Here is a 25558-nt window from a genome sequence, read left to right as displayed (position 1 = left end):
GGGCAGCCACCTGGGCGGCTGCCCCTTACCCGTCGGCTCCGGCCGAAGTGCTTCAGGCCTTGCGGCCCAGTACGTCCTCGACCTTCGCGCGGACCTCGTCCGTGGCCAGGCCCCGGATCGTCAGCGTCGTACGGCGGCGCAGTACGTCGTCCGCCGTCTCGGCCCACTCGTGGTCACGGGCGTACACCACCTGCGCCCAGATCTCCGGCGCGTCCGGGTGGACGCGCTCGGCGAGCGCCGGGTCCTCGTTGGCCATGCGCGCGATGTCGAAGGACAGCGAGCCGTAGTGCGTGGCCAGGTGGCGGGCGGTGTCGGCGGCCATCCGCGGGCCGGGCGTACCGCCGTCGACGAGCAGCCGGTGCGCGACCGCGTTCGGGTTGGAGATGCCCGGCAGCGGCTGCCTCTTCGGCAGTCGCGAGATCGGCTCCATGTCCTCGCCCAGCGGGTGGCCGGGCAGGGCGGCGAGCTTGTTCATGACGGTGCGGCCGATGTGACGGAACGTCGTCCACTTGCCGCCGGCCACCGACAGCATGCCGCCGCGTCCCTCGGTGACGACCGTCTCCCGCTTGGCCTTCGACGTATCGCCCGGACCGCCGGGCAGCACGCGAAGACCCGCGAAGGAGTACGTGATCAGGTCGCGGGACAGCTGCTGGTCGCGGATCGAGAAGGCGGCCTCGTCCAGGATCTGGGCTATGTCCTTCTCGTTCACGGAGACGTCCGCGGGGTCGCCCTCGTACTCCTCGTCGGTCGTACCCAGCAGGAGCTGGTCCTCCCACGGCAGCGCGAAGGTGATGCGGTACTTGTCGATCGGCGTGGCCAGCGCGGCCTTCCAGGGGGCGGTGCGCTTGAGGACCAGATGCGCGCCCTTGGAGAGGCGGATGGAGGGTGCCGCGTCGGGGTTCTCCATCTTGCGCAGGTGGTCGACCCACGGCCCGGTGGCGTTGAGCACCAGGCGGGCCGTCACGCCGAACTCCGCACCGTCCAGGCGGTCCTTGAGGTCCGCGCCCGTGACCCGCCCGTTGGTGAAGCGCAGTCCGGTGACCTCGGCGTGGTTGAGAACGGTCGCGCCCGACTCGGCGGCGGCCCGGACCGTCATCAGGGCCATGCGCGAGTCGTTCATCTGGTCGTCGCCGTACACCGCGACGGCCTTGAGGTTGTCCGTACGCAGCTCGGGCACCTCACGGGCCGCCTTCGCCGGGCTGATGACATGGCCGACGCCGTCACCGAAGGCGGACAGCGCCGAGTAGGCGAAGACGCCCGCGCCGAGCTTGGCCGCGCCGTGCGGACCGCCCTTGTAGACGGGGAGGTAGAAGGTCAGCGGGTTGGCCAGGTGCGGCGCGACGTCCCGGGAGACGGCGCGCCGCTCGAAGTGGTTCTCCGCCACCAGCTTGACCGCGCCGGTCTGGAGGTAGCGCAGTCCGCCGTGGAGCAGCTTGGAGGAGGCGGAGGAGGTGGCGCCGGCGAAGTCGCCGGCGTCCACCAGGGCCACCCGCAGCCCCGACTGAGCGGCGTGCCAGGCAGTGGAGATGCCCAGGATGCCGCCGCCGATCACCAGGAGGTCGTACGTCGCCTTGGAAAGCTGGTCCCGGGTTTCGGCGCGGCTCGTGGTGGAACCGTCGGCCGGGCGCGTCCCGAGTGCCGGGACGCTCTGCAGGGTGGTCATTTTCGTAACTCCTCGTCAGCTCTCGTCGTCGAGCCAGCCCATGGACCGCTCGACGGCCTTGAGCCAGCTCTTGTACTCGCGGTCCCGCGTGGCCGCGTCCATGCGGGGGGTCCACTCGGCCGCCCTGCGCCAGTTGGCGCGCAGTTCGTCCGTGCTGGACCAGAAGCCGACGGCGAGGCCGGCGGCGTAGGCGGCGCCGAGGCAGGTGGTCTCGGCGACCATCGGGCGCACCACCGGTGCGTCCAGGAAGTCCGAGAGGGTCTGCATCAGCAGGTTGTTGGAGGTCATGCCGCCGTCGACCTTGAGGGCCGTCAGCTCGACGCCGGAGTCCTTGGTCATGGCGTCGCTGATCTCGCGGGTCTGCCAGGCGGTGGCCTCCAGCACGGCACGGGCGATGTGCGCCTTGGTGACGTACCGGGTGAGGCCGGCGATCACACCGCGGGCGTCGGGGCGCCAGTACGGGGCGAACAGGCCGGAGAAGGCGGGCACGAAGTACGCGCCGCCGTTGTCCTCGACCGAGGAGGCCAGCGTCTCGATCTCGGCGGCCGACTTGATCAGGCCCATCTGGTCGCGCATCCACTGGACGAGCGAGCCGGTGACGGCGATGGAGCCTTCGAGGGCGTAGACGGCCTTCTGGTCGCCGATCTGGTATCCGACGGTCGTCAGCAGGCCGTTGTACGAGTTGACGGGCGTGTGACCGGTGTTCATGAGCATGAAGGTGCCGGTGCCGTACGTCGACTTGGCCTCGCCCTGCGAGAAGCAGGTCTGGCCGAACAGCGCCGCCTGCTGGTCACCGAGCGCCGAGGCGACGGGCACGCCCATCAGCGGGCCGGCCTTGGCGACGCCGTACACCTCGGCGGAGGAACGGATCTCCGGCAGCACGGCGGCCGGGATGTCCATCGACTGGAGGATCTTCTCGTCCCACCGCATCTCGTGCAGGTTCATGAGAAGGGTGCGCGACGCGTTGGTGACGTCGGTGACGTGTACGCCGCCGTCGGTGCCGCCCGTCAGGTTCCAGATGACCCAGGAGTCCATGGTGCCGAAGAGGATGTCGCCGGCCTCGGCGCGCTCGCGCAGGCCCTCGACGTTGTCCAGCAGCCAGCGGACCTTGGGACCCGCGAAGTACGACGCGAGCGGCAGGCCGGTCTCGCGGCGGAAGCGGTCCTGGCCGACGTTGCGGCCGAGCTCCTTGCAGAGCGCGTCGGTGCGGGTGTCCTGCCACACGATGGCGTTGTGGACGGGCTCACCGGTGTTCTTGTCCCACATCAGCGTGGTCTCGCGCTGATTGGTGATGCCGATCGCCTTGACGTCGGCCGGGGTGATGCCGGCCTTGTCGATGGCGCCGGCGACGACTTCCTGGACGTTGGTCCAGATCTCGGCCGCGTCGTGCTCGACCCAGCCCGGCTTCGGGAAGATCTGCTCGTGCTCCTTCTGGTCGACCGCGACGATCCGGCCGTCCTTGTCGAAGACGATGCAGCGGCTGGAGGTGGTGCCCTGGTCGATGGCCGCGATGAACGGGCCGGTGCTGTGTACGTCGGTCACGGTGTGCTCCCGGAGGTCTGTAGAGGGTCGGCCGGTCGGCTCAGGCGAACGCGATGTTGTAGATACCCGCGGCGAGGGCTCCGCCGATCAGCGGGCCGACGACGGGGATCCAGGCGTAGCTCCAGTCGGAGCCGCCCTTGTTCGGCAGCGGGAGCAGGGCGTGCACGATGCGCGGCCCCAGGTCACGTGCCGGGTTGATCGCGTAACCGGTCGGGCCGCCGAGCGAGAGGCCGATGCCGACCACGACGAGGGCGACCATGAGTCCGCCGACGGCGCCGAGGCCCTTGCCGCTGTCGTTGAGGCCCTGGGTGAGCACCGCGAGGACGAGCACGACGGTGCCGATGATCTCGGTGGCGAGGTTCTGCCAGACGTTCCGGACTTCCGGGCCGGTGGAGAAGATGCCCAGCACGGGTCCGGCCTTGGGTGCGGCCTTCTGGTCGACCATGCCCTCTTCGGCCGGCTGCTCCGCGAGGATCTCCGGGTCCGTGAGATGGGCCTGGAACTGGCCGTAGTACGCGATCCAGACCAGGGCGGCGCCGATCATCGCGCCGAGTATCTGGCCGGCGAAGTAGACCGGAACGTTGCTCCAGTCGCCGTCCTTGATCGCGATGCCGACGGTGACTGCCGGGTTGAGGTGGGCGCCGGAGAGGCTGCCCGTCATGTAGACGGCCGTCATGACGGCGAAGCCCCACCCGAAGGTGATGGCGAGCCAGCCGGCGTTCTGCGCCTTCGAGCGCTTGAGCACGACGGCGGCGACGACGCCTGCGCCGAGCAGGATGAGTACGGCGGTACCGATGATCTCGCCGATGAAGATGTCGGAGCTGGACACCCGCGACTCCTTTGTCCTTCGTTCCAGGGGAAAGGCGAACCCCGGGTCCCTCCGGGTGGTCCGCGCCCTCGGTGAGGGCCTAGCCGGTCCCTTGGCGTTGCCACACTCTAGCGCGTATTGCCGGTAGGTGTTCGGCATTGCCGACCGATGAACGGCAGTTTTGCTCCCGGTTAACTGGCACGTCAAGAGTTCTGTGCCGCGGTATCGCTATCGTTACCAGCGTGACAGGAGGGGGCGGTACGCGCCTCAGAAGCGGCTTGCGCCCAGATCCCGCGACACCGCGCGCGCACAGTCCCGTACGGCCGCGACGAGCTCGGAGCGGAGGTCTTGGCCCTCACGGACGCGCTCGACGGCGCCCGTGATGCCGACCGCGCCGACGGGCATCCGCCGGCGGTCGTGGATGGGGGCGGCGATCGAGGCCACCCCGTCCCAGGTCTCCTCCACGTCGGCGGCCCAGCCGCGCGCACGGGTCAGGTCGAGCACCGCCTCGAAGTCCTGGGCGTCCGTGATCGTGTGCGGAGTGAAGGTCTTGCGCTCGTTCTCGACGACCTCGTTGTGCGCCACCGGGTCGTACGCGGACAGCACCTTGCCCAGCGCCGAGGAGTGCAGCGGCTGCATGGCCCCGACTTCGAGCACCTGCCGGCTGTCGTCCGGACGGAAGACGTGGTGGACGATCAGTACGCCCTTCTGGTGCAGTACGCCCAGATAGACGCTCTCGCCGCTGGAACGGGCCAGATCGTCGGTCCACACCAGCGCGCGGGCGCGCAGCTCGTGCACGTCCAGATAGGTGCTGCCCAGGCGCAGCAGCTCGGCGCCCAGCTGATAGCGGCCGGAGGCGGAGTCCTGCTCGACAAAACCCTCCGCCTGAAGGGTGCGCAGGATGCCGTGCGCCGTACCCTTGGCAAGACCGAGGGACGAGGCCACTTCGGACAGGCCGAGCCTGCGCTCGCCACCCGCGAGCAGGCGCAGCATCGCCGCCGCCCGCTCGAGCGACTGGATGTTCTTCGCCACGCTCGGCCACCTCCACCTCGGTTCGACAATGCTGAACACTATCGGTTCATGTCGACCTGGCGTCACGGTCCGATCCCCGCTCGGCGACCGTGAGCCATCAGAACACGACACGAACGCGACACCGTCCGCCCCGTGGGACACCTTCACGCCACGGACGGGAGCACGGCTACGCTGACCACGTGCGCCCTCCGCCGGGAAGGCGCAAAGCCGACAGCCGTCGCACTCCAGGGAGCAGATCCATGGCCTCGTTGCCGACCCCCACGCCTGCCAGTCACAGCAGCCGCGCAGACGCCCTCCGCGAAGCACTCGCCAGCCGGGTCGTGGTCGCCGACGGGGCGATGGGCACGATGCTCCAGGCGCAGGATCCCAGCCTTGAGGACTTCGAGAACCTCGAGGGCTGCAACGAGATCCTCAACATCACCCGCCCCGACATCGTGCGCTCCGTCCACGAGGAGTACTTCGCTGTCGGCGTGGACTGCGTCGAGACCAATACCTTCGGCGCGAACCACTCGGCGGCGAACGAGTACGAGATCGCCGACCGGATCTTCGAGCTGTCCGAGTCGGGTGCCCGCATCGCCCGCGAGGTCGCCGACGAGTTCGGCGCCAAGGACGGTCGCCAGCGCTGGGTCCTGGGCTCGATCGGCCCCGGCACCAAGCTGCCGTCGCTCGGCCACATCGCGTACGACGTGCTGCGGGACGGCTACCAGAAGAACGCCGAGGGGTTGCTCGCCGGCGGCTCGGACGCCCTGATCGTGGAGACCACGCAGGACCTGCTCCAGACCAAGTCGAGCCTGATCGGTGCCCGCCGGGCGATGGACGCCCTGGGCATCGACGTGCCGCTGATCTGTTCACTCGCCTTCGAGACGACCGGCGTCATGCTGCTCGGCTCCGAGATCGGCGCCGCCCTGACCGCCCTGGAGCCGCTGGGTATCGACCTGATCGGCCTGAACTGCTCGACCGGCCCGGACGAGATGAGCGAACACCTGCGCTATCTGGCCCGCCACTCGCGTACGCCGCTGATGTGCATGCCGAACGCCGGCCTTCCTGTGCTCACCAAGGACGGCGCGCACTTCCCGCTCGGCGCCGTCGGCCTCGCCGACGCCCAGGAGACGTTCGTCCGCGACTACGGCCTGTCCCTCATCGGCGGCTGCTGCGGTACGACGCCCGAGCACCTGCGCGCCGTCGTCGAGCGGGCCCGCGACCTCACCCCGACGCAGCGAGAGCCGCGCCCCGAGCCGGGCGCCGCCTCGCTCTACCAGTCGGTCCCCTTCCGCCAGGACACCGCCTACATGGCGATCGGCGAGCGCACCAACGCCAACGGCAGCAAGAAGTTCCGCGAGGCCATGCTCGAGGCCCGCTGGGACGACTGTGTGGAGATGGCCCGCGACCAGATCCGCGAGGGCGCGCACATGCTCGACCTCTGCGTCGACTACGTGGGCCGCGACGGCGTGGCGGACATGGCCGAACTGGCCGGTCGCTTCGCCACCGCCTCCACGCTCCCCATCGTCCTGGACTCCACCGAACTGCCCGTCATCCAGGCCGGTCTGGAGAAGCTCGGCGGTCGCGCGGTCATCAACTCCGTCAACTACGAGGACGGCGACGGCCCGGAGTCCCGCTTCGCCAAGGTCACCGCGCTCGCCAGGGAGCACGGCGCCGCCCTGATCGCGCTGACCATCGACGAGGAGGGCCAGGCCCGTACCGTCGAGCACAAGGTCGCCATCGCCGAGCGGCTCATCGAGGACCTGACCGGCAACTGGGGCATCAACGAGTCGGACATCCTCATCGACTGCCTGACCTTCACCATCTGCACCGGTCAGGAGGAGTCCCGCAAGGACGGCATCGCGACGATCGAGTCGATCCGTGAGCTCAAGCGCCGCCGCCCGGACGTCCAGACCACCCTGGGGCTGTCCAACATCTCCTTCGGCCTCAACCCGGCCGCCCGCGTCGTCCTGAACTCCGTCTTCCTCGACGAGTGCGTCAAGGCGGGCCTGGACTCCGCGATCGTGCACGCGAGCAAGATCCTCCCCATCGCCCGGCTGGAAGAGGAGCAGGTCCAGGTCGCCCTCGACCTGATCTACGACCGCCGCGCCGAGGGGTACGACCCGCTCCAGAAGCTCATGGCCCTCTTCGAGGGCGTCAACATGAAGTCGATGAAGGCCGGCCGCGCCGAGGAGCTGATGGCTCTCCCGCTCGACGAGCGCCTGCAGCGCCGCATCATCGACGGCGAGAAGAACGGCCTGGAGGCCGACCTCGACGAGGCCCTCCGGAGTCGCCCGGCCCTGGACATCGTCAACGACACCCTCCTGGCGGGCATGAAGGTCGTCGGTGAGCTCTTCGGCTCCGGCCAGATGCAGCTGCCGTTCGTGCTCCAGTCCGCCGAAGTGATGAAGACCGCGGTCGCCCATCTTGAGCCGCACATGGAGAAGACCGACGACGAGGGCAAGGGCACGATTGTGCTGGCCACCGTGCGGGGCGACGTACACGACATCGGCAAGAACCTCGTCGACATCATTCTCTCCAACAACGGCTACACCGTCGTCAACCTCGGCATCAAGCAGCCCGTCTCAGCGATCCTGGAAGCCGCCGAAGAGCACAGGGCCGATGTCATCGGAATGTCGGGCCTCCTGGTCAAGTCGACTGTGATCATGAAGGAGAACCTTCAGGAGCTCAACCAGCGCAAGATGGCCGCCGACTTCCCGGTCATCCTCGGCGGCGCGGCCCTGACACGGGCGTACGTCGAACAGGACCTGCACGAGATCTACGAGGGCGAGGTCCGCTACGCCCGTGATGCCTTCGAGGGCCTGCGTCTGATGGACGCCCTGATCGGCGTCAAGCGCGGTGTCCCCGGCGCGGTCCTGCCCGAGCTCAAGCAGCGCCGTGTCGCCAAGAGGGACACCGCGGTCCTGGAGGTCGAGGAGCCGGAAGGCTCCGTGCGCTCCGACGTCGCCGTCGACAACCCGGTCCCGACCCCGCCGTTCTGGGGCACCCGGGTGGTGAAGGGCATCCAGCTCAAGGAGTACGCACCCTGGCTCGACGAGGGCGCCCTCTTCAAGGGGCAGTGGGGCCTCAAGCAGGTCCGCAACGGTGACGGGCCCACCTACGAGGAGCTGGTGGAGACCGAGGGGCGCCCGCGTCTGCGCGGCTGGCTCGACCACCTCCAGTCCAACAACCTCCTCGAAGCGGCCGTCGTCTACGGGTACTTCCCCTGCCACTCCAAGGGCGACGACCTGATCCTCCTCAACGACGACGGTTCCGAGCGCACCCGCTTCACCTTCCCCCGCCAGCGTCGCGGCCGCCGACTGTGCCTCGCCGACTTCTTCCGCCCGGAGGAGTCCGGTGAGCCCGATGTCGTCGGCCTGCAGGTGGTCACGGTCGGCTCCCGTATCGGCGAGGAGACCGCCAAGCTCTTCGAGGCCAACTCCTACCGTGACTACCTCGAACTCCACGGTCTGTCGGTGCAGTTGGCCGAGACCCTTGCCGAGTACTGGCACGCCCGGGTCCGTTCCGAGCTCGGTTTCGCCGGCGAGGACCCCGACGCCATGGAGGACATGTTCGCCCTGAAGTACCGCGGTGCTCGCTTCTCGCTCGGTTACGGCGCCTGCCCCGACCTCGAGGACCGCGCCAAGATCGCGGAGCTGCTGAAGCCGGAGCGGATCGGCGTCCATCTGTCGGAGGAGTTCCAGCTGCACCCGGAACAGTCCACCGACGCGATCGTCATTCACCACCCCGAGGCGAAGTACTTCAACGCGCGCTAGACCCGGACGAGTCGTACACTGGTCCGTCCAGCGCAGGCCGGTCGCCTTCCCACCTGGGGAGACGGCCGGCCTTCTCGTCCCTTCAGGAGGTGTGCCCGGATGACAAGTACCGTCCCCGCGCCCGGTACCCGTACGGCCGAAGGCTCTGCCCTCCAGGCCGTCTTCCTCGACATGGACGGCACCCTGGTCGACACCGAGGGATTCTGGTGGGACGTCGAGGCGGAGGTCTTCGCGGACCTCGGCCATGTGCTGGACGAGGCGTGGCGCGACGTGGTGGTCGGCGGGCCCATGACCCGCAGCGCGGGCTACCTGATCGAGGTGACCGGCGCGGACATCACGCTGCCCGAGCTCACGGTGCTGCTCAACGACCGCTTCGAGAAGCGCATCGGCCGCGGAGTACCGCTGATGCCGGGTGCGGCGCGGCTGCTCGCGGAACTGGCGGCGCACGAGGTGCCCACCGCTCTGGTCTCCGCCTCGCACCGGCGCATCATCGACCGCGTCCTGGAGACGCTGGGCCCGGAGATGTTCACGCTGACGGTCGCGGGCGACGAGGTGCCCCGTACGAAACCGCATCCGGACCCGTATCTGTACGCCGCGATGCGGCTCGGCGCCGATCCTGAGAGATGTGCGGTCGTCGAGGACACGGCGACCGGCGTGGCCTCCGCCGAGGCGGCCGGCTGCCGCGTGGTGGCCGTCCCGTCCGTCGCGCCGATCGCTCCCGCGCGCGGCCGGGTGGTCGTGGGATCGCTGGAAGAGGTCGATCTCGCTTTTCTCACGACTTTGATCACACGAGTGAACTGACCCGTTCACCGAGCGTGCTTTCGCTATTGGGCGGAAACTCTCGGCATTGGGCCGTGCATTTTCCGTGACAGGCCGAAATACAAATGCGCCGTGGAACAAAAGTATTCATGGGGTGACCTTAGTCACCCCATGGACTCTCTCCGGTGGGGATCGGAGGCCTCAAACCGCCCCCGAAGGGCCGTATTTGCCGCCCTTGTGTCCTGATTGATGGAGTGGTGTACGAATCATTCCCGCCCCACTGCGACGGCCTGCCGGGATTCAAGATCACCGGCCGATAACGGGTCCGCGCGGGCCCGGTCCGGCCTCCCCGGCGATTCCCACTAATCTCAACACGAGAACTTCGCCGCACCATCATGTGCTCCAGCGCTCAACCAGTTGCTGGTACCACAGAACCGATCGCTCTGATCCCGGCCCGATCGCACCGCCCCGACCGGGCGGCCGCGGCGGAGTATCCCGTACACGCTGAAACTCAGTGCCGGATGAGGAGAACGTCCAGGATGAACCGCAAGACTTTGGTGCTGCCGGCCGTAATCGGCCTGCTCGCGCCCGTGCTCGCCGCGTGCGGCGTGCCGGGCAGCGGCGGTAAGGGCGGTGATGCCATTGTCGTGGGCACCACGGACCAGTTCGTGGCCACCAAGGACGCGCCCGCGCCCTTCGATCCGGCGTTCGCCTATGACGCGGGTGCCTGGAACGTTCTCCGGCAGACCGTCCAGATGCTGATGCACGTCCCGCGCGGCGGCGGTGAGCCGGTGCCGGACGCGGCCTCCAAGTGCGGCTTCACCGACACCCAGAACGAGAGCTACCGCTGCACTCTGCGCAGCGGGCTGAAGTTCGCCGACGGCGACGCGCTCACCGCCCAGGACGTCAAGTTCTCGGTCGAGCGGGTGCTGAAGATCAAGAACAACAACGGTCCGGTCGCGCTCCTTTCGAACATCGACATGATCGAGACCAACGGCGACCACGAGATCGTCTTCCACCTCAGGACGCCGGACGCCACGTTCCCGTACAAGATCGCGACGCCTGCCGCGGCGATCGTCGACTCCGACACATACAAGGCCGGCGCGCTCCGGGACGGGTTCTCCGCCGACGGCTCGGGCCCGTACACGCTGAAGACCGAGACCCAGGGCGATCGGGTCGTCAAGGCGGTCTTCACCAAGAACCCCGAGTACAAGGGCGACTTGGAGCTCCAGAACGACAAGGTCGAACTGCGGTCGTTCGCCGACACCGAGTCCATGGAGAAGGCGCTGCGGGACGGCGACATCAGCATGATGACGCGCACCCTGCAGCCCGAACAGATCAAGGACCTGGCGGAGAACCCCACCGAGGGCATCGACCTCATCGAGATGCCCGGGCTGGAAATCCGCTACCTCGGCTTCGACACCGAGGACTCCACGGTGAAGAGCAAGGCGGTGCGCCAGGCCCTGGCCGCCGTCGTCGACCGTGGGGAGCTGGCGAGCGAGGTCTACCCGGCGACGGCCGAGCCGCTGTACTCGCTCATCCCGAACACCATCACGGGGCACCAGAACTCGTTCTTCAACAAGTACGGCGAGCCGAACCGGCCCAAGGCCGCCGGCTTCCTGAGGGCCGCCGGCATCACCACGCCGGTGAAGCTGACGCTGAACTACACGAGCGACCACTACGGACCGGCGACGAAGAAGGAGTTCGAGGTGCTCCAGGAGCAGCTCAACGACACGAAGCTCTTCGACGTCGGCATCAAGGGCACCGCGTGGTCGGAGTTCCGTGACAGCCAGAAGCGCGGCGAGTACGCCGTCTACGGCATGGGCTGGTTCCCCGACTTCCCGGACGCCGACAACTACGTCGCGCCGTTCCTGGACAAGGACAACTTCCTCAACTCCCCGTACGTAAGCAGCGAAGCCAGGAACAAGCTCATTCCCCAGTCGCGCCGCGCGGCCGACCGGGCCTCGGCCGCGGGGCCGTTCGAGCGGATCCAGGAGATCGTCGCCAACGACGTGCCGGTGCTGCCGCTGTGGCAGGGCAAGCAGTACGTCGCCGCGCGCGACGACATCACCGGTGTCGAGTGGGCCCTCAACTCCTCGGCGGACCTGCAGTTGTGGGAGCTGGGCCGCGGCGTCTCCTGACGCCGGCAGGCAGTAGTCCGTCAGAAGCCGGGCCGCGAAGACCGCGTCGCCGGTAGGCAATTCATCGAATCTGTGAGGCAAGGATCCGTGAAAAGGCGTAATCAGTGGCTGACGGCCCCGCTCGCTGCGGGGCTGGCGGCAGGGCTGCTCAGCGGTTGTGGCACCGAGAAGGGCGGCTCGGGGGGCACTGACGGCGGTGTGGTCATCGGAATGTCGGACGAGGTGCTGGCCACCGACCCGGCATCGGGTTACGACCCGGGCTCCTGGCTGCTGTTCAACAACGTCTTCCAGTCGCTGCTGAGCTTCCCCAAGGGCAGCTCCACTCCGCAGCCCGAGGCCGCGGAGACCTGCGACTTCGACAAGGGCGGCAGCACGGTCTTCCGCTGCACGCTGCGCGACGGCCTGAAGTTCAGCAACGGCAACGACCTGACCTCGAAGGACGTCAAGTACTCCTTCGAGCGCTCCCTGAAGATCAACGACCAGACCGGCCCCGCGGCGGTCATGCTCGGCTCCATCGACACGATCGAGACGCCGGACGAGAAGAACATCATCTTCAACCTCAAGGTGCCGGACGCCACCTTCCCGAGCAAGATCGCCTCGGGCGCCGGTTCCATCGTCGACCACCGTGAGTACGACTTCGACAAGCTGCGCACCGACAAGCAGGCGGTCGGCTCGGGCCCGTACAACCTGGACGCCTTCGGCCGGACCGAGGCGGTCTTCTCCGTCAACGAGAACTACAAGGGCACCGCCGAGACGAAGAACAACGGCGTCACCATGAAGTTCTTCCACGGTGACCAGAAGGCGCTGGCCGCGTCCCTCAAGAGGCGCGACGTGGACATCGCCTACCGAGGCCTCATGGCCGGCGACATCGCCGAGCTCGAGCACTCCAAGGCCGACAGCGACAAGGGCATCGAGGTCGTCGAGGGCTCCAGCGCCGAGGTCCAGCACCTGGTCTTCAACGTGAACGACCCGGTCGTCGGCAAGCCCGCCGTGCGCAAGGCGATGGCATTCCTCATCGACCGCGACGCGCTGGTGCGGGACGTCTACCAGTCCACCGCCACCCCGCTGTACTCGATCATCCCGAGCGGTATCGGCGCCCACAACACGGCGTTCTTCGACACCTACGGCGGCAGCCCGCAGCCCGACAAGGCCGAGCGGGCCCTGCGCGGCGCGGGCATCAACGGCAAGGTGAAGGTCACCCTCTGGGCCACGCCGAGCCGTTACGGACCCGCCACGGTCCAGGAGTTCAAGGCGATAGCCAAGCAGCTCAACAAGAGCGGCCTCTTCGACGCGAGCGTCGAGTCGGTCGAGATCGAGCAGTACGAGAAGAACATCGCAGCCGGCAAGTACGGGGTGTACGTGAAGGGCTGGGTCCCCGACTATCCGGACCCGGACAACTTCACCCTGCCGTTCTTCGGCAAGGACAACGTCCTCGCCAACAACTACGAGAACCGCCGGATCACCGAGGGCATCATCCCGGACACCGCCGCCGCGACCGACCGCCCCACGGCCGAGGAAGACTTCGGCAAGCTCCAGGACATCGTCGCCGACGAGGTGCCGATCATCCCGCTCTGGCAGGGCAAGCAGTACGCCGTGGCATACGACGACATCGCGGGCCTGGAGTGGACCCTCGACGCGTCGACCGTCTTCCGGTTCTGGGAGATCAGCAAGGGCTGAGGCAGGACGCCGGCCGCCGGCGAACGCCGACGGCCGGCGTCCGCCGGGCCGGGCCCGGCCGTCCGCTACTGGGCGCCGGGCCTGACCAGGCCGCTCTCGTACGCGTACACCGCGGCCTGGACGCGGTCGCGCAGCCCCAGCTTCGTCAGCACATGTCCCACATGGGTCTTCACCGTCGTCTCGCTCACGAAGAGGTCGGCGGCGATCTCCGCGTTGGACAGCCCGCGGGCCACCAGCTTCAGCACCTCGACCTCACGCTCGGTCAGCGTGTGCAGCGCGTCCGGGACCTGCTCATCGCCGGACGGCAGGTGATCCGCGTACTTGTCGAGCAGCCGGCGCGTGATGCTCGGCGCCAGCATCGCCTCGCCCGCGGCCACCACCCGGATCGCCTGCACGAGCTCGTTGGCGGGCGCGTCCTTCAGCAGGAAGCCGCTGGCCCCGGCGCGCAGCGCCTCCACCACGTACTCGTCGAGGTCGAAGGTGGTCAGCACCAGCACCTTCGCCGGGCCGTCCTTGCCGGGGCCGGTGATCTGACGGGTCGCCTCCACGCCGTCCATCCGCGGCATCCGGATGTCCATCAGGACTACATCGGGCTGCAGCGCCCGGACCTGGTCGAGCGCCTGCAGACCGTCTCCGGCCTCACCGACGACCGCGAGATCCTGCTCGGCCTCCAGAATCATCCGGAAGCCGGTGCGCAGCAGGGGCTGGTCGTCGACCAGTAGGACGCGGATAGCCACGGAGTCTCCTTCTCTAGACCGGGTCCATTCTGCCCTGGCCGGTCTCGGCCGGATCGGCCGGGCGCACCGTGATCGCGACGGGCAGCGGGTACGCCGGGGGAGTGCCGCCGAATTCCGGGCAGACCGCGCGGTGGTCGCACCATCCGCACAGCTTGGTCGGGCGCGGACGCCAGACACCCGTCTCGGTGGCTTCCTTGATGGCCTCCCACAGCGCGAGCAGCTTGCGCTCCACCCGCTCCAGATCCGCCTCGACCGGGTCGTACGTCACCACATCACCGCTGCCGAGGTACACCAGCTGAAGCCGGCGCGGTACGACGCCCTTCCAACGCCAGATCACCAGCGCGTAGAACTTCATCTGGAACAGCGCGCCCTCGGCGTACTCCGGCCGGGGAGCCTTGCCCGTCTTGTAGTCGACGATCCGTACCTCGCCCGACGGCGCCACATCCACCCGGTCGATGATGCCGCGCAGCCGCAGCCCCGACTCCAGCTCCGTCTCGACGAAGAGCTCCCGCTCGGCCGGTTCCAGACGGGTCGGGTCCTCCAGCGTGAACCACCGCTCGACCAGCTCCTCGGCCTCCACCAGCCAGCGCGACAGCCGCTCACCCTCCTGGTCCTCCGCGAACAGCTCCGTGAGCTGCGGCTTCGATTCCAGCAGCCGGTCCCACTGGCCCGGTACCAGCGCCCTGGCCCGCCCGGCCGTGCGCTCCGTGGCCGGGGCGTCGAAGAGCCGCTCCAGCACGGCGTGCACCAGCGTGCCGCGCGTCGCCGCCGCGCTCGGCTTCTCGGGCAGCTTGTCGATCACCCGGAACCGGTAGAGCAGGGGACACTGCATGAAGTCGCTCGCCCGCGAGGGGGAGAGCGACATGGGGCGCTGGGCAGCGTCGGCCCGACCGGAACTCGTAGTCATGTCAAAGACCCTACGGCCCGCCACTGACAGCCGTCCGCATACCATCGACGGCAGACCCCTCTCGCGCTGCGTGGCCGGCGGACGCGGCGGCGAGGACGCTTGCGAACGAAGGGCCCCTGTGAACGAGAGCGGCGAGCGCGACAAGCGCGGCCAGAGCGGCGGGAACGGCGACAAGCCGCAGCGCCCGCGCGAGCCGGGCGGCGGCCTGCTGATGGGCCGCCCTTTCGGTGTGCCGGTGTACGTCGCCCCCAGCTGGTTCCTCGTCGCCGCCCTCATCACCTGGGTCTTCGGCGGCCAGCTCGACCGCGTACTCCCCGAGTTGGGCAACCTCCGCTATCTGGTCTCCCTCTTCTTCGCCGTCGCCTTCTACGCCTCCGTACTGGTCCACGAACTGGCCCACACGGTCGCGGCACTGCGCTTCAAGCTGCCGGTGCGCCGCATCCAGCTCCAGTTCTTCGGCGGCGTCTCGGAGATCGAGAAGGAGTCGGAGACGCCCGGGCGCGAGTTCGTCCTCGCCTTCGTCGGCCCGCTGCTCTCGCTCGTACTGGGCGGAGTGTTCTACGCCGGCATGCGGATCGTGGAGCCCGGCACCGTGCCCGGCGTCCTGCTGGCCGGTCTGATGATCTCCAACCTCATCGTCGCGGCCTTCAACCTGCTGCCCGGCCTGCCGCTGGACGGCGGCCGCATGCTCCGGGCCATCGTCTGGAAGATCACCGGCAAGCCGATGAGCGGCACCATCGCCGCCGCCTGGGTCGGCAGGGCGCTCGCCGTCGCCGTCCTCATCGGCCTTCCGCTGCTCACGCACACCGGCGCCCTCGGCAACGCCACCGAGGACATCGGCGGCATGGAGACCGTCACCGACGCCCTGCTCGCCGCCATCCTCGCCGCGATCATCTGGACCGGCGCCGGCAACAGCCTGCGCATGGCCCGGCTGCGCGAACACCTCCCCGACCTGCGCGCCCGTACGCTCACCCGGCGCGCCGTCCCCGTCGAGTCCGCCACCCCGCTCTCCGAGGCACTGCGCCGCGCCAACGCCGCCGGCGCCCGCGCCCTGGTCGTCGTCGACGGCCAGGGCGAGCCCACCGGCGTCGTCCGCGAGGCGGCCATCGTCGGCGTACCGGAACACCGCAGGCCCTGGGTGGCGGTGAGCGGACTCGCGCAGGATCTCACCGAGGACATGAAGATCGCGGCCGAGCTGGCGGGCGAGGCACTCCTGGAGCGCCTGCGGGCCGCCCCGGCCACGGAGTACCTGGTGGTCGAGGAGACCGGCGAGATCTACGGTGTGCTGTCCACCGCCGACGTGGAGCGCGCCTTCGTGTCGGCCATGGCCCGCCCGCAGTAGCCAGTCCCCGGCGAAGTCCTGGCCCCTCCGACGGCGTACGGCGGCGAATCCGCCCCCCAAAAGACCGGTAGGCTGGTCACATGTCCGAACCGACCGGTGCCGCCCGACGTCGCGGCCCCTTCCAGGTCGGGGATCAGGTCCAGCTCACCGACCCCAAGGGACGCCACTACACGTTCACGCTCGAGGCCGGGAAGAATTTCCACACCCACAAGGGTTCCTTCCCCCACGACGAGCTGATCGGTGCTCCCGAGGGCAGTGTTGTCCGTACCACGGGAAACGTCGCCTACCTCGCGCTGCGCCCCCTGCTCCCCGACTATGTCCTGTCCATGCCCCGCGGTGCCGCCGTGGTCTACCCCAAGGACGCGGGGCAGATCCTGGCCTTCGCAGACATCTTCGCCGGCGCCCGCGTCGTCGAAGCGGGGGTCGGCTCCGGCTCGCTGAGCAGCTTCCTGCTGCGCGCCATCGGTGACCAGGGCATGCTGCACTCCTACGAGCGCCGCCAGGACTTCGCCGAGATCGCCACGCAGAACGTGGAGCGCTACTTCGGCGGTCCGCACCCCGCCTGGCAGCTCACCGTCGGCGACCTCCAGGACAATCTGTCCGACACCGACGTCGACCGCGTGATCCTGGACATGCTCGCCCCGTGGGAGTGCCTGGAGGTCGTACGCAAGGCGCTCGTCCCCGGCGGCATCCTCTGCTGCTACGTGGCCACCACCACGCAGCTGGCGCGCACCGTCGAGTCCATCCGCGAGATCGGCTGCTTCGCGGAGCCGACCGCCTGGGAGTCGATGATCCGCAACTGGCACGTCGAGGGTCTGGCCGTCCGGCCCGACCATCGGATGATCGGCCACACCGGCTTCCTGCTGACCGCCCGCCGCCTCGCGGACGGCGTGGAGGCACCGCTGCGCCGCCGCCGTCCCGCCAAGGGCGCGTACGGCGACGACTACACGGGGCCCGGAAGCGAGAGCGGGTCGGCCTCCCGAGGCTGACCCGACAACGAGCAAGCGCCGCCGCTGAGTTCCCCGACCGACCGGGGAACTCAGCGGCGGCGCTTTTCCGTTACCGCTTCGTCTCCTACGGGTACGGACCCCGCCGTTCCGCGTAGCTGTGACGTGTGGCACGATGCTCGCCACCCACCCGGTACAGCCCCAGGAGACACCCCGCGTGCAGACCTCCGCCGCCCTGGACCTCGCGCACACCCGGCCCCGCCCGGCGCACTGGCTCGCCACCGCCGCCGCGATGGCCGCGGTCGTCGCCGCGGCCGGGCTGCTCCAGCCCGAAGCCGCCACCGCCTCCCAGACCGCCCACGGCGCCGGGCCGGTCAAGGCGGCGGTCGCGGCCGCACCCGACGCGTCGAGCGCGGTGTACCCACTGGACTGCCACGGCGAGAAGCCCGCCGTGGTCAAGCAGGGCTCCGGGGACCTCGATGGCGACGGCCGGCCCGAGACCGTCGCGGTCGTGCGCTGTGTGTCGGGGATCGGCACCCCGCCGAGCGGTGTGTTCGTACTGACCGGGCCCTCGCGCGTCGTGGCGACCCTGGTGGACCCGGCGGACGGGACGGGAGTCACTGACTTCGCTGTCAGCGGTGGCGCGGTCTCCGCGACGCTGCTCGGCTACTCGGCGCCGGACGTGCCGCGCTGCTGCCCCGACCGGCAGGAGAAGGTCAAGTGGCAGTGGAAGGGCGGCAAGTTCGCCAAGACCGTCCTGCCGGACGCGCGCAGTATGTGATCCGTCACTCCGCGTCGGGACCGTAGACCTCGACGCAGTCCGAAACCCGGCGTACGTGGATGCAGTCGCCCGGGCACTCCTTCGCCGAGTCGACGACGTCCCTCAGAAGCGTCAGGGGCACGGGCGTTGTGGCGCCGGGGCTCTGCAGCAGTTCGTCGCCGGAGCTCTTCACGTACGCCAGGCCGTCGATGTCGAGCTCGAAGACCTCCGGGGCGTACTGGACGCAGATGCCGTCACCGGTGCAGAGGTCCTGGTCGATCCACACCTCGAGCGGGTCACCGGTCTGTGCGCCGTCGTCGGTGGGAGCCTTCTGCTGCACGGTCATATCTCCTGCCGTTTTCTGCGCGGTTGTAGCAATTGGAGCCAGCCCTGACGGGTGTTGAACACTTCGACGATACAACCGGCCGCTTTGCCGTGTTGATGGGTGGGTATTCCCCTGGTGTGAGCGAGTACGCAAGGGTGAAGATCGGACACACCCCGCAGTCTTTGTGATCTAGGGGTTTCAACCAGCACCCGCCCAGGTAGGGTCAGGAAGCGTCCAGCTCCCCTTGGAGGAGGTGAGGACCGTGGCAGCCCACGACGACGACATCAACCGCGGCATCCGGCCCGGGCGAGGGTCTGAGGACCCCGCCGGACAGGTTGCCTATCTCGAGCAGGAAATCGCCGTCCTGCGCCGCAAGCTCGCCGACTCTCCGCGCCATACGAGGATTCTCGAAGAGCGGATCGTCGAGCTGCAGACCAACTTGGCCGGCGTGTCCGCACAGAACGAGCGGCTCGCCAATACGCTCCGTGAGGCCCGCGACCAGATCGTGGCCCTCAAGGAAGAAGTCGACCGGCTCGCGCAGCCGCCGGCCGGCTTCGGTGTCTTCCTCGTCGCGAACGAGGACGGCACGGCAGACATCTTCACCGGCGGCCGCAAGCTGCGGGTGAACGTCAGCCCGAGCGTGGAGCTCGAAGAGCTCAGGCGTGGCCAGGAGGTCATGCTCAACGAGGCCCTCAACGTGGTCGAGGCCATGGAGTTCGAGCGCGCCGGGGAAATCGTCACCCTCAAGGAAATCCTTGAGGACGGCGAGCGCGCCCTGGTGGTGGGGCACACCGACGAGGAACGGGTGGTGCGGCTCGCCGAGCCGCTGATGGACGTCACCATCCGCCCCGGCGACGCCCTGCTGCTGGAAACCAGGTCCGGCTACGTCTACGAAGTCATCCCGAAGAGCGAGGTCGAGGAGCTCGTCCTCGAAGAGGTCCCGGACGTCGACTACGACAAGATCGGCGGTCTGGGCGGCCAGATCGAGATGATCCGCGACGCGGTCGAGCTTCCGTACCTCCACCCCGACCTCTTCAAGGAGCACGAACTGCGGCCGCCGAAGGGCATCCTGCTCTACGGTCCGCCCGGCTGCGGCAAGACGCTGATCGCGAAAGCCGTCGCCAACTCCCTTGCCAAGAAGGTCGCCGAGGTGACCGGCCAGCCCGCGGGGAAGAGCTACTTCCTCAACATCAAGGGCCCCGAGCTCCTCAACAAGTACGTCGGTGAGACCGAGCGGCACATCCGCCTCGTCTTCCAGCGTGCCCGGGAGAAGGCGAGCGAGGGCACCCCCGTCATCGTCTTCTTCGACGAGATGGAGTCGCTCTTCCGCACCCGTGGCTCCGGTGTCAGCTCGGACGTGGAGAACACCATCGTTCCGCAGCTGCTCGCCGAGATCGACGGCGTGGAGGGCCTGGAGAACGTCATCGTCATCGGCGCCTCCAACCGTGAGGACATGATCGACCCGGCGATCCTGCGGCCGGGCCGGCTCGACGTGAAGATCAAGATCGAGCGTCCGGACGCCGAGGCGGCGAAGGACATCTTCGCGAAGTACCTCCGCTCCACCCTGCCGCTGCACGCGGACGACCTGGCCGAGCACACGGGCTCCAGGGAGGGCGCGGTCCACGGCATGATCCAGTCGGTCGTCGAGCAGATGTACGCGGAGTCCGAGGAAAATCGCTTCCTCGAGGTCACGTACGCGAACGGCGACAAGGAAGTCCTGTACTTCAAGGACTTCAATTCCGGCGCGATGATCCAGAACATCGTCGACCGGGCCAAGAAGATGGCCATCAAGGCCTTCCTCGACCAGAACCAGAAGGGCCTTCGGGTCTCCCACCTCCTCCAGGCTTGCGTGGACGAGTTCAAGGAGAACGAGGACCTGCCGAACACCACCAACCCGGACGACTGGGCCCGTATCTCCGGAAAGAAGGGCGAGCGGATTGTATTCATCCGCACGCTCGTCACCGGAAAACAGGGCGCGGACACCGGACGCTCCATCGACACGGTGGCAAACACCGGTCAGTACCTGTAGATCGCAGACGGGCTGCGGGTACCCGCTCGGGTATCCGCAGCCTGCTGCTTTCCAGCCACACCGGCTGCCACACCGGCCGCCATACCGACCACACCAGAGCAATGACGGAATTGATCTCCCTACCAGGGCAGAGGCGTTCTAGGCTCTTCGGTACCGCCGAGTCGCGCAGTGCGGGGCCGGGCACCGCACACGCACCGGAGAACCAGCGGTACTTGAGTGCCGCCCCCGTCCGGGGGCGACGCCGGGCAAGGAGGGCCGCATGACCGTACGGCGAGTAATGGGCATCGAGACGGAGTACGGGATCTCCGTCCCCGGCCACCCCAACGCCAATGCCATGCTCACCTCGTCCCAGATCGTCAACGCCTACGCGGCGGCGATGCACCGGGCGCGACGCGCCCGCTGGGACTTCGAGGAGGAGAATCCGCTGCGGGACGCGCGAGGCTTCGACCTCGCCCGGGAGGCCGCCGACAACAGTCAGCTCACGGACGAGGACATCGGCCTGGCCAATGTCATCCTCACGAACGGCGCGCGGCTGTACGTCGACCACGCGCACCCCGAGTACAGCTCCCCGGAGGTCACCAATCCGCTGGACGCGGTGCTCTGGGACAAGGCCGGCGAGCGGATCATGGCTGAGGCGGCGGAGCGGGCCGCCCAGCTGCCGGGCGCCCAGCCGATCCACCTCTACAAGAACAACACCGACAACAAGGGCGCGTCCTACGGCACGCACGAGAACTACCTGATGAAGCGGGAGACCCCCTTCTCGGACATCGTGCGCCACCTGACGCCGTTCTTCGTGTCCCGGCAGGTCGTCACGGGCGCCGGCCGCGTCGGCATCGGCCAGGACGGCCACGAGCACGGCTTCCAGATCAGCCAGCGAGCGGACTATTTCGAGGTCGAGGTAGGCCTCGAAACGACCCTCAAGCGCCCCATCATCAACACCCGCGACGAGCCGCACTCCGACGCCGAGAAGTACCGCAGGCTGCACGTGATCATCGGCGACGCGAACCTCTCGGAGATCTCGACCTACCTGAAGCTCGGTACGACGTCCCTGGTGCTGTCGATGATCGAGGACGGCTTCATCAACGTCGACCTGGCGATCGACCAGCCGGTGCGCACCCTGCACCAGGTCTCGCACGACCCGACGCTGCAACGGCTGATCACGCTGCGCAGCGGCCGGACACTCACCGCTGTCCAGCTTCAGATGGAGTACTTCGAGCTGGCACGCAAGTACGTCGAGGAGCGGTTCGGCGTCGACGCGGACGACCAGACCAAGGACGTCCTGGCGCGCTGGGAGGACGTACTGAACCGGCTCGAGAACGACCCGATGAGCCTGTCGGGCGAGCTGGACTGGATCGCCAAGCGGGAGCTGCTCGAGGGCTACCGCAGGCGCGACAGCCTGGACTGGGACGCGCCGAGGCTTCACCTGGTGGACCTCCAGTACGCCGACGTGCGCCCCGAGAAAGGCCTGTACAACCGCCTGGCGGCCCGCGGGAAGATGAAGCGGCTGCTGGACGAGGACGCGGTGCTGCGGGCCGGTACGAAGCCTCCTGAGGACACCAGGGCGTATTTCCGCGGCCGCTGCCTGGAGCAGTACGCGGACGACGTCGCGGCGGCCTCCTGGGACTCCGTGATCTTCGACCTGCCGGGCCGGGACTCGCTCCAGCGCGTGCCCACCCTGGAACCGTTGCGCGGTACACGTAACCACGTCAAGGAACTCCTCGACCGGTGCAGGACGGCGGAAGACCTGGTCCGGGTGCTTTCCGGCGGCTGAGGGCGGCTGAAAGGGGCGGCGGGTGGGAATCATCGAGGTGATCCCCACGCGTTGTGAAAGTACGGCGCGGATGTCAGACCCCGCTTGTAGGGTCTGATCAAGGACATCGAACCGAGCGAGCGGGGTGAGGTAGAGATGGCGACCAAGGACAGCGACGGCGGACAGCAGAAGGCGACACGTTCCACCGAGGAGACCGAGGAGACCGCGCAGGACGCGCAGGCCTCCGAGGACCTCAAGGAGCGCCAGGAAAAGCTGTCGGACGATGTCGACTCCGTACTGGACGAGATCGACGACGTCTTGGAAGAGAACGCCGAGGACTTCGTTCGCTCCTTCGTTCAAAAGGGCGGGGAGTAAAGCCCGTTGTCCGTCCCGGTGGCCGTGGACCCAGGTCCGGCACACCGGGACGGATGACCGGCGACCGTACGGGTATGGTCCGTGCACAGTTCGAAAGATCGGCCCGGCCTCCCAGTGGCGGGCCGCCGCTTATCCGGAAGGAAACGCGTGGAAGCCAACCCTCGTAGCACCGGGCGTCTGCCGGCTGCCTTCCTGACGCCGGGCTCGTCGTCGTTCATGGACTTTCTGGGCGACCATGCGCCCGACATGCTGCCGGGACGGCGGGTCCTGCCGCCCATGAAGGGCGTCATAGAGGCTCCGCACGGCACGACGATCGTCGCCGCCGCTTTCCCCGGCGGCGTGGTGCTCGCCGGTGACCGCCGGGCGACCATGGGCAACATGATCGCGCAGCGCGACATCGAGAAGGTCTTCCCCGCCGACGAGTACTCGGCGGTGGGCATCGCCGGTACCGCCGGTCTGGCGGTGGAGATGGTCAGGCTCTTCCAGCTGGAGCTCGAGCACTTCGAGAAGGTGGAAGGCGCCCAGCTCTCCCTGGAGGGCAAGGCGAACCGGCTCTCCACGATGATCCGCAGCAATCTCGGCATGGCCATGCAGGGCCTGGCCGTCGTCCCGCTCTTCGCGGGCTGGGACGTCGACCGTGAGAAGGGCCGCATCTTCTCGTACGACGTGACGGGCGGCCGCTCCGAGGAGCACGGGTTCGCGGCCACGGGCTCCGGTTCCATCTTCGCCCGAGGGTCGATGAAGAAGCTCTACCGCGACGATCTGACGGAGCAGCAGGCGACCACGCTGGTCGTCCAGGCGCTGTACGACGCGGCCGACGACGACTCGGCAACGGGCGGCCCGGACGTGGCCCGCCGCATCTATCCGATCGTCACCGTGATCACCGACGAGGGCTTCCGGCGGCTCACCGAGGCGGAGTCCTCCGAGCTGGCCCGCTCGATCCTCGAGCGGCGGCTGGAACAGCCCGACGGTCCCCGGGCCGCGCTTCTCTGACGGCTCCTGTCCTTATGAGATCCGACGTGCCACTGACAGAAAGGGACGGATAGCCGGTGTCGACGCCGTTCTATGTCTCACCCCAGCAGGCCATGGCCGACCGGGCGGAATACGCCCGGAAGGGCATCGCCCGCGGTCGCAGCCTTGTCGTGCTGCAGTACGCCGACGGCATCGTATTCGTCGGCGAGAACCCGTCCCGCGCGCTGCACAAGTTCAGCGAGATCTACGACCGGATCGGCTTCGCCGCCGCCGGCAAGTACAACGAGTACGAGAACCTGCGGATCGGCGGCGTCCGGTACGCCGATCTGCGCGGATACACCTACGACCGTGAAGATGTGACGGCCCGTGGCCTCGCCAACGTCTACGCGCAGACGCTGGGCACGATCTTCTCCAGCAACGCGGAGAAGCCGTACGAGGTGGAGCTGGTCGTCGCCGAGGTCGGGGCCCGCCCCGAGGGCGACCAGATCTACCGGCTGCCGCACGACGGTTCGATCGTGGACGAGCACGGCTCGGTCGCGGTCGGCGGCAACGCGGAGCAGATCAGCACCTTCCTCGACCAGCGCCACCGGGACGGGATGACGCTCGCGGAGGCGCTCAAGCTCGCCGTACAGGCGCTCTCGCGGGACACCAACGGCAGCGAGCGGGAGATCCCCGCCGAGCGGCTCGAGGTGGCGGTCCTGGACCGTACGCGCCCGCAGGAGCGGAAGTTCAAGCGCATCGTCGGCCGTCAGCTCTCACGCCTGCTGGAGGCGGACGGTGACGCGGCCGCGCCGACCGACACCGCTTCGGACACCGAGGAGTAGCCGCTCCGGACGTCACAGCCGGTGCCCCGGGCCGTCCAGCGGCCCGGGGCACCGGCATGCGGTGAATGCGGTGAACCCGCGTCAGACATGTGCGGTGGAGCCGCGGACGACCAGCTCCACGGCGATCTCGCCGCCCTCGGGCCGCCGGCCCTCCAGGACCGCCAGCAGCGCGGCCATGCCCCGCTCGCCGACCTGCTCGGCGGGCAGCCGCACGGTTGTGAGCTCCGGCTCCACGGCGGTCGCCAGGGCCAGGTCGTCGAACCCGGTGACCGAGACGTCCTCGGGCACCCGCAGCCCGAGGCGGCGCACCGCCTTGCAGGCGCCCGCCGCGACGATGTCGTCGTCACAGATCAGCGCCGTCGGCCGCGGCCCCGGGCCGGTCAGCGCCAGCTCGGCGGCCTCTCTGGCGCCGTGTACGTCCAGGGGCGCGGGCACCGTGCGTACGACCGCGTCGGGGGCCCGCCGCAGCTCGTCGTGGAGGGTTGCGGCGCGTACGTCGAACGTCCAGGACGCCACGGCCGACGCGAGGTGGACGAACCGGCGGTGCCCGAGGGCGAGCAGATGGTCCGTCACCTGGCGCATCCCGTCCGCGATGTCGAGATTCACGTGCGCGGCGGCGCCCGGGTCCGCCGGGTCGCTGTCGAGCATCACGAGCGGCAGCCCCGCGCCGCGGATCGCACCGAGGGCGCCGGCGGCCATGGAGGACGCGATGACGCCGTCCAGTGTGGCCTGTGCCGAGGCGAAGGGGTCGCGGGCCGGCCCCGTACCGTCGGGGGAGGGGTAGAGGACGACGCCGAAATCGTGGGCGGCGGCCGTGCGGGCGGCGCCCTCGTAGACCCGGGCGAAGAACTCGTTGGTCAGCGCCGGCACGACGAGCAGCGCCGTCCTGGTCCTGCCGAGCCGCAGGTTTCGGGCGGCGAGATTGGGGCGGTACCCGAGCTCGCGCGCTGCCTCGCGTACGACATCCGCGGTGCGCTCCGACACACGGCCGCGCCACTTGTCGCCGAGTACCAGCGACACGGTCGCCTGCGAGACCCCGGCGGCGCGGGCGACATCCCTGCTGGTGGGCGGCGCGGCGTGCGCCCCGGGACCGGCGGTTTCGTTGGTGTCGTCCGGGGTTTCGTCCGGGCTGGTCACTCGTGCCTCCGCAGCAACGGCTTCTTGCCGCGAGGTGGACCCGCGGACTGGCTCATGGTACGTATGACACAGGACG

20 protein-coding genes are annotated in these 25558 nt (G+C 68.8%); 12 read left to right on the top strand and 8 right to left on the bottom strand.

Annotated elements, in window-relative coordinates:
• Nucleotides 1-52: 52 nt before the first annotated feature.
• From AC1P0E_RS05595 to AC1P0E_RS05580, 4 genes are all read right to left on the bottom strand, one after another.
• Nucleotides 53-1663, bottom strand: coding sequence for a glycerol-3-phosphate dehydrogenase/oxidase (locus tag AC1P0E_RS05595; protein ID WP_482741030.1), 1611 nt, complete (start codon nucleotides 1661-1663; stop codon nucleotides 53-55).
• A 15-nt stretch (nucleotides 1664-1678) separates the two neighbouring features.
• Complete coding sequence (glpK, locus tag AC1P0E_RS05590) at nucleotides 1679-3205, bottom strand: glycerol kinase GlpK (protein ID WP_482741029.1); 1527 nt, start codon at nucleotides 3203-3205, stop codon at nucleotides 1679-1681.
• Nucleotides 3206-3245: 40 nt separating this feature from the next.
• On the bottom strand, nucleotides 3246-4034 hold the full coding sequence (locus tag AC1P0E_RS05585; protein WP_482741028.1) for an MIP/aquaporin family protein: 789 nt from the start codon (nucleotides 4032-4034) through the stop codon (nucleotides 3246-3248).
• A 246-nt stretch (nucleotides 4035-4280) separates the two neighbouring features.
• The gene (locus AC1P0E_RS05580; protein WP_482741027.1) at nucleotides 4281-5045 is read right to left on the bottom strand and encodes an IclR family transcriptional regulator; all 765 of its coding nucleotides are present in this window, start codon (nucleotides 5043-5045) and stop codon (nucleotides 4281-4283) included.
• 239 nt (nucleotides 5046-5284) lie between these two features.
• On the opposite strand from AC1P0E_RS05580, the gene metH reads away from it, so the two are divergent.
• The 4 genes from metH (at nucleotide 5285) to AC1P0E_RS05560 (ending at nucleotide 13377) form a co-directional block, all read left to right on the top strand.
• Nucleotides 5285-8800 (top strand): methionine synthase, encoded by a 3516-nt coding sequence (metH, locus tag AC1P0E_RS05575; protein WP_482741026.1) that lies wholly within the window; start codon nucleotides 5285-5287, stop codon nucleotides 8798-8800.
• A 99-nt stretch (nucleotides 8801-8899) separates the two neighbouring features.
• The gene (locus tag AC1P0E_RS05570) at nucleotides 8900-9601 is read left to right on the top strand and encodes an HAD family hydrolase (RefSeq protein WP_482741025.1); all 702 of its coding nucleotides are present in this window, start codon (nucleotides 8900-8902) and stop codon (nucleotides 9599-9601) included.
• A gap of 497 nt (nucleotides 9602-10098) precedes the next feature.
• A complete protein-coding gene (locus tag AC1P0E_RS05565; protein ID WP_482741024.1) occupies nucleotides 10099-11700 on the top strand; it encodes an ABC transporter substrate-binding protein in 1602 nt (533 codons plus the stop codon).
• 87 nt (nucleotides 11701-11787) lie between these two features.
• Entirely contained in the window at nucleotides 11788-13377 is a 1590-nt protein-coding gene (locus AC1P0E_RS05560) for an ABC transporter substrate-binding protein (protein WP_482741023.1), read from the top strand.
• Nucleotides 13378-13442: 65 nt separating this feature from the next.
• On the opposite strand, the gene AC1P0E_RS05555 is transcribed toward AC1P0E_RS05560, so the two are convergent.
• Together AC1P0E_RS05555 and AC1P0E_RS05550 are read right to left on the bottom strand one after the other, a co-directional pair.
• Nucleotides 13443-14114, bottom strand: a complete 672-nt coding sequence (locus AC1P0E_RS05555) for a response regulator (RefSeq protein WP_482741022.1) — start codon at nucleotides 14112-14114, stop codon at nucleotides 13443-13445.
• 13 nt (nucleotides 14115-14127) lie between these two features.
• Nucleotides 14128-15021: a RecB family exonuclease gene (locus AC1P0E_RS05550; protein ID WP_482741021.1), complete on the bottom strand. Its 894-nt coding sequence runs from the start codon at nucleotides 15019-15021 to the stop codon at nucleotides 14128-14130.
• Nucleotides 15022-15139: 118 nt separating this feature from the next.
• Between AC1P0E_RS05550 and AC1P0E_RS05545 the strand changes: the two genes are divergently transcribed.
• The 3 genes from AC1P0E_RS05545 to AC1P0E_RS05535 all read left to right on the top strand — a co-directional run bounded on the left by AC1P0E_RS05545 (nucleotide 15140) and on the right by AC1P0E_RS05535 (nucleotide 18091).
• Complete coding sequence (locus tag AC1P0E_RS05545; RefSeq protein ID WP_482741020.1) at nucleotides 15140-16363, top strand: site-2 protease family protein; 1224 nt, start codon at nucleotides 15140-15142, stop codon at nucleotides 16361-16363.
• 80 nt (nucleotides 16364-16443) lie between these two features.
• Nucleotides 16444-17352, top strand: a complete 909-nt coding sequence (locus AC1P0E_RS05540; protein WP_482741019.1) for a tRNA (adenine-N1)-methyltransferase — start codon at nucleotides 16444-16446, stop codon at nucleotides 17350-17352.
• 175 nt (nucleotides 17353-17527) lie between these two features.
• Nucleotides 17528-18091: a hypothetical protein gene (locus AC1P0E_RS05535; RefSeq protein ID WP_482741018.1), complete on the top strand. Its 564-nt coding sequence runs from the start codon at nucleotides 17528-17530 to the stop codon at nucleotides 18089-18091.
• Nucleotides 18092-18095: 4 nt separating this feature from the next.
• On the opposite strand, the gene AC1P0E_RS05530 is transcribed toward AC1P0E_RS05535, so the two are convergent.
• The gene (locus AC1P0E_RS05530) at nucleotides 18096-18416 is read right to left on the bottom strand and encodes a ferredoxin (protein WP_482741017.1); all 321 of its coding nucleotides are present in this window, start codon (nucleotides 18414-18416) and stop codon (nucleotides 18096-18098) included.
• A 241-nt stretch (nucleotides 18417-18657) separates the two neighbouring features.
• On the opposite strand from AC1P0E_RS05530, the gene arc reads away from it, so the two are divergent.
• The 5 genes from arc to prcA all read left to right on the top strand — a co-directional run bounded on the left by arc (nucleotide 18658) and on the right by prcA (nucleotide 24345).
• Complete coding sequence (arc, locus tag AC1P0E_RS05525; protein WP_482741016.1) at nucleotides 18658-20424, top strand: proteasome ATPase; 1767 nt, start codon at nucleotides 18658-18660, stop codon at nucleotides 20422-20424.
• Nucleotides 20425-20683: 259 nt separating this feature from the next.
• On the top strand, nucleotides 20684-22195 hold the full coding sequence (gene dop, locus AC1P0E_RS05520) for a depupylase/deamidase Dop (RefSeq protein WP_482741015.1): 1512 nt from the start codon (nucleotides 20684-20686) through the stop codon (nucleotides 22193-22195).
• Between the two features lie 135 nt (nucleotides 22196-22330).
• Complete coding sequence (locus AC1P0E_RS05515; RefSeq protein ID WP_482741014.1) at nucleotides 22331-22549, top strand: ubiquitin-like protein Pup; 219 nt, start codon at nucleotides 22331-22333, stop codon at nucleotides 22547-22549.
• A 147-nt stretch (nucleotides 22550-22696) separates the two neighbouring features.
• Nucleotides 22697-23542: a proteasome subunit beta gene (prcB, locus tag AC1P0E_RS05510; protein ID WP_482741013.1), complete on the top strand. Its 846-nt coding sequence runs from the start codon at nucleotides 22697-22699 to the stop codon at nucleotides 23540-23542.
• Nucleotides 23543-23598: 56 nt separating this feature from the next.
• On the top strand, nucleotides 23599-24345 hold the full coding sequence (prcA, locus tag AC1P0E_RS05505; RefSeq protein WP_482741012.1) for a proteasome subunit alpha: 747 nt from the start codon (nucleotides 23599-23601) through the stop codon (nucleotides 24343-24345).
• A gap of 81 nt (nucleotides 24346-24426) precedes the next feature.
• Here prcA and AC1P0E_RS05500 read toward each other — a convergent pair whose 3' ends face one another.
• On the bottom strand, nucleotides 24427-25482 hold the full coding sequence (locus AC1P0E_RS05500) for a LacI family DNA-binding transcriptional regulator (protein WP_482741011.1): 1056 nt from the start codon (nucleotides 25480-25482) through the stop codon (nucleotides 24427-24429).
• Between the last annotated feature and the right edge of the window lie 76 nt (nucleotides 25483-25558).

This window comes from Streptomyces sp. TRD_SC_5 (genome assembly GCF_056836825.1).
The sequence above is the reverse complement of the archived record's forward strand: the minus strand, read 5'-3'. Positions and strand labels throughout refer to the sequence as shown.

What these genes read in the sequence shown, in the direction of transcription:
- AC1P0E_RS05540 (WP_482741019.1), top strand. Translation starts at nt 16,444, where the DNA reads ATGTCCGAACCGACCGGTGCCGCCCGACGTCGCGGCCCCTTCCAGGTC.
- AC1P0E_RS05570 (WP_482741025.1), top strand. Translation starts at nt 8,900, where the DNA reads ATGACAAGTACCGTCCCCGCGCCCGGTACCCGTACGGCCGAAGGCTCT.
- AC1P0E_RS05565 (WP_482741024.1), top strand. Translation starts at nt 10,099, where the DNA reads ATGAACCGCAAGACTTTGGTGCTGCCGGCCGTAATCGGCCTGCTCGCG.
- AC1P0E_RS05530 (WP_482741017.1), bottom strand. Translation starts at nt 18,416, where the DNA reads ATGACCGTGCAGCAGAAGGCTCCCACCGACGACGGCGCACAGACCGGT.
- metH (WP_482741026.1), top strand. Translation starts at nt 5,285, where the DNA reads ATGGCCTCGTTGCCGACCCCCACGCCTGCCAGTCACAGCAGCCGCGCA.
- AC1P0E_RS05550 (WP_482741021.1), bottom strand. Translation starts at nt 15,021, where the DNA reads ATGACTACGAGTTCCGGTCGGGCCGACGCTGCCCAGCGCCCCATGTCG.
- AC1P0E_RS05595 (WP_482741030.1), bottom strand. Translation starts at nt 1,663, where the DNA reads ATGACCACCCTGCAGAGCGTCCCGGCACTCGGGACGCGCCCGGCCGAC.
- AC1P0E_RS05515 (WP_482741014.1), top strand. Translation starts at nt 22,331, where the DNA reads ATGGCGACCAAGGACAGCGACGGCGGACAGCAGAAGGCGACACGTTCC.
- dop (WP_482741015.1), top strand. Translation starts at nt 20,684, where the DNA reads ATGACCGTACGGCGAGTAATGGGCATCGAGACGGAGTACGGGATCTCC.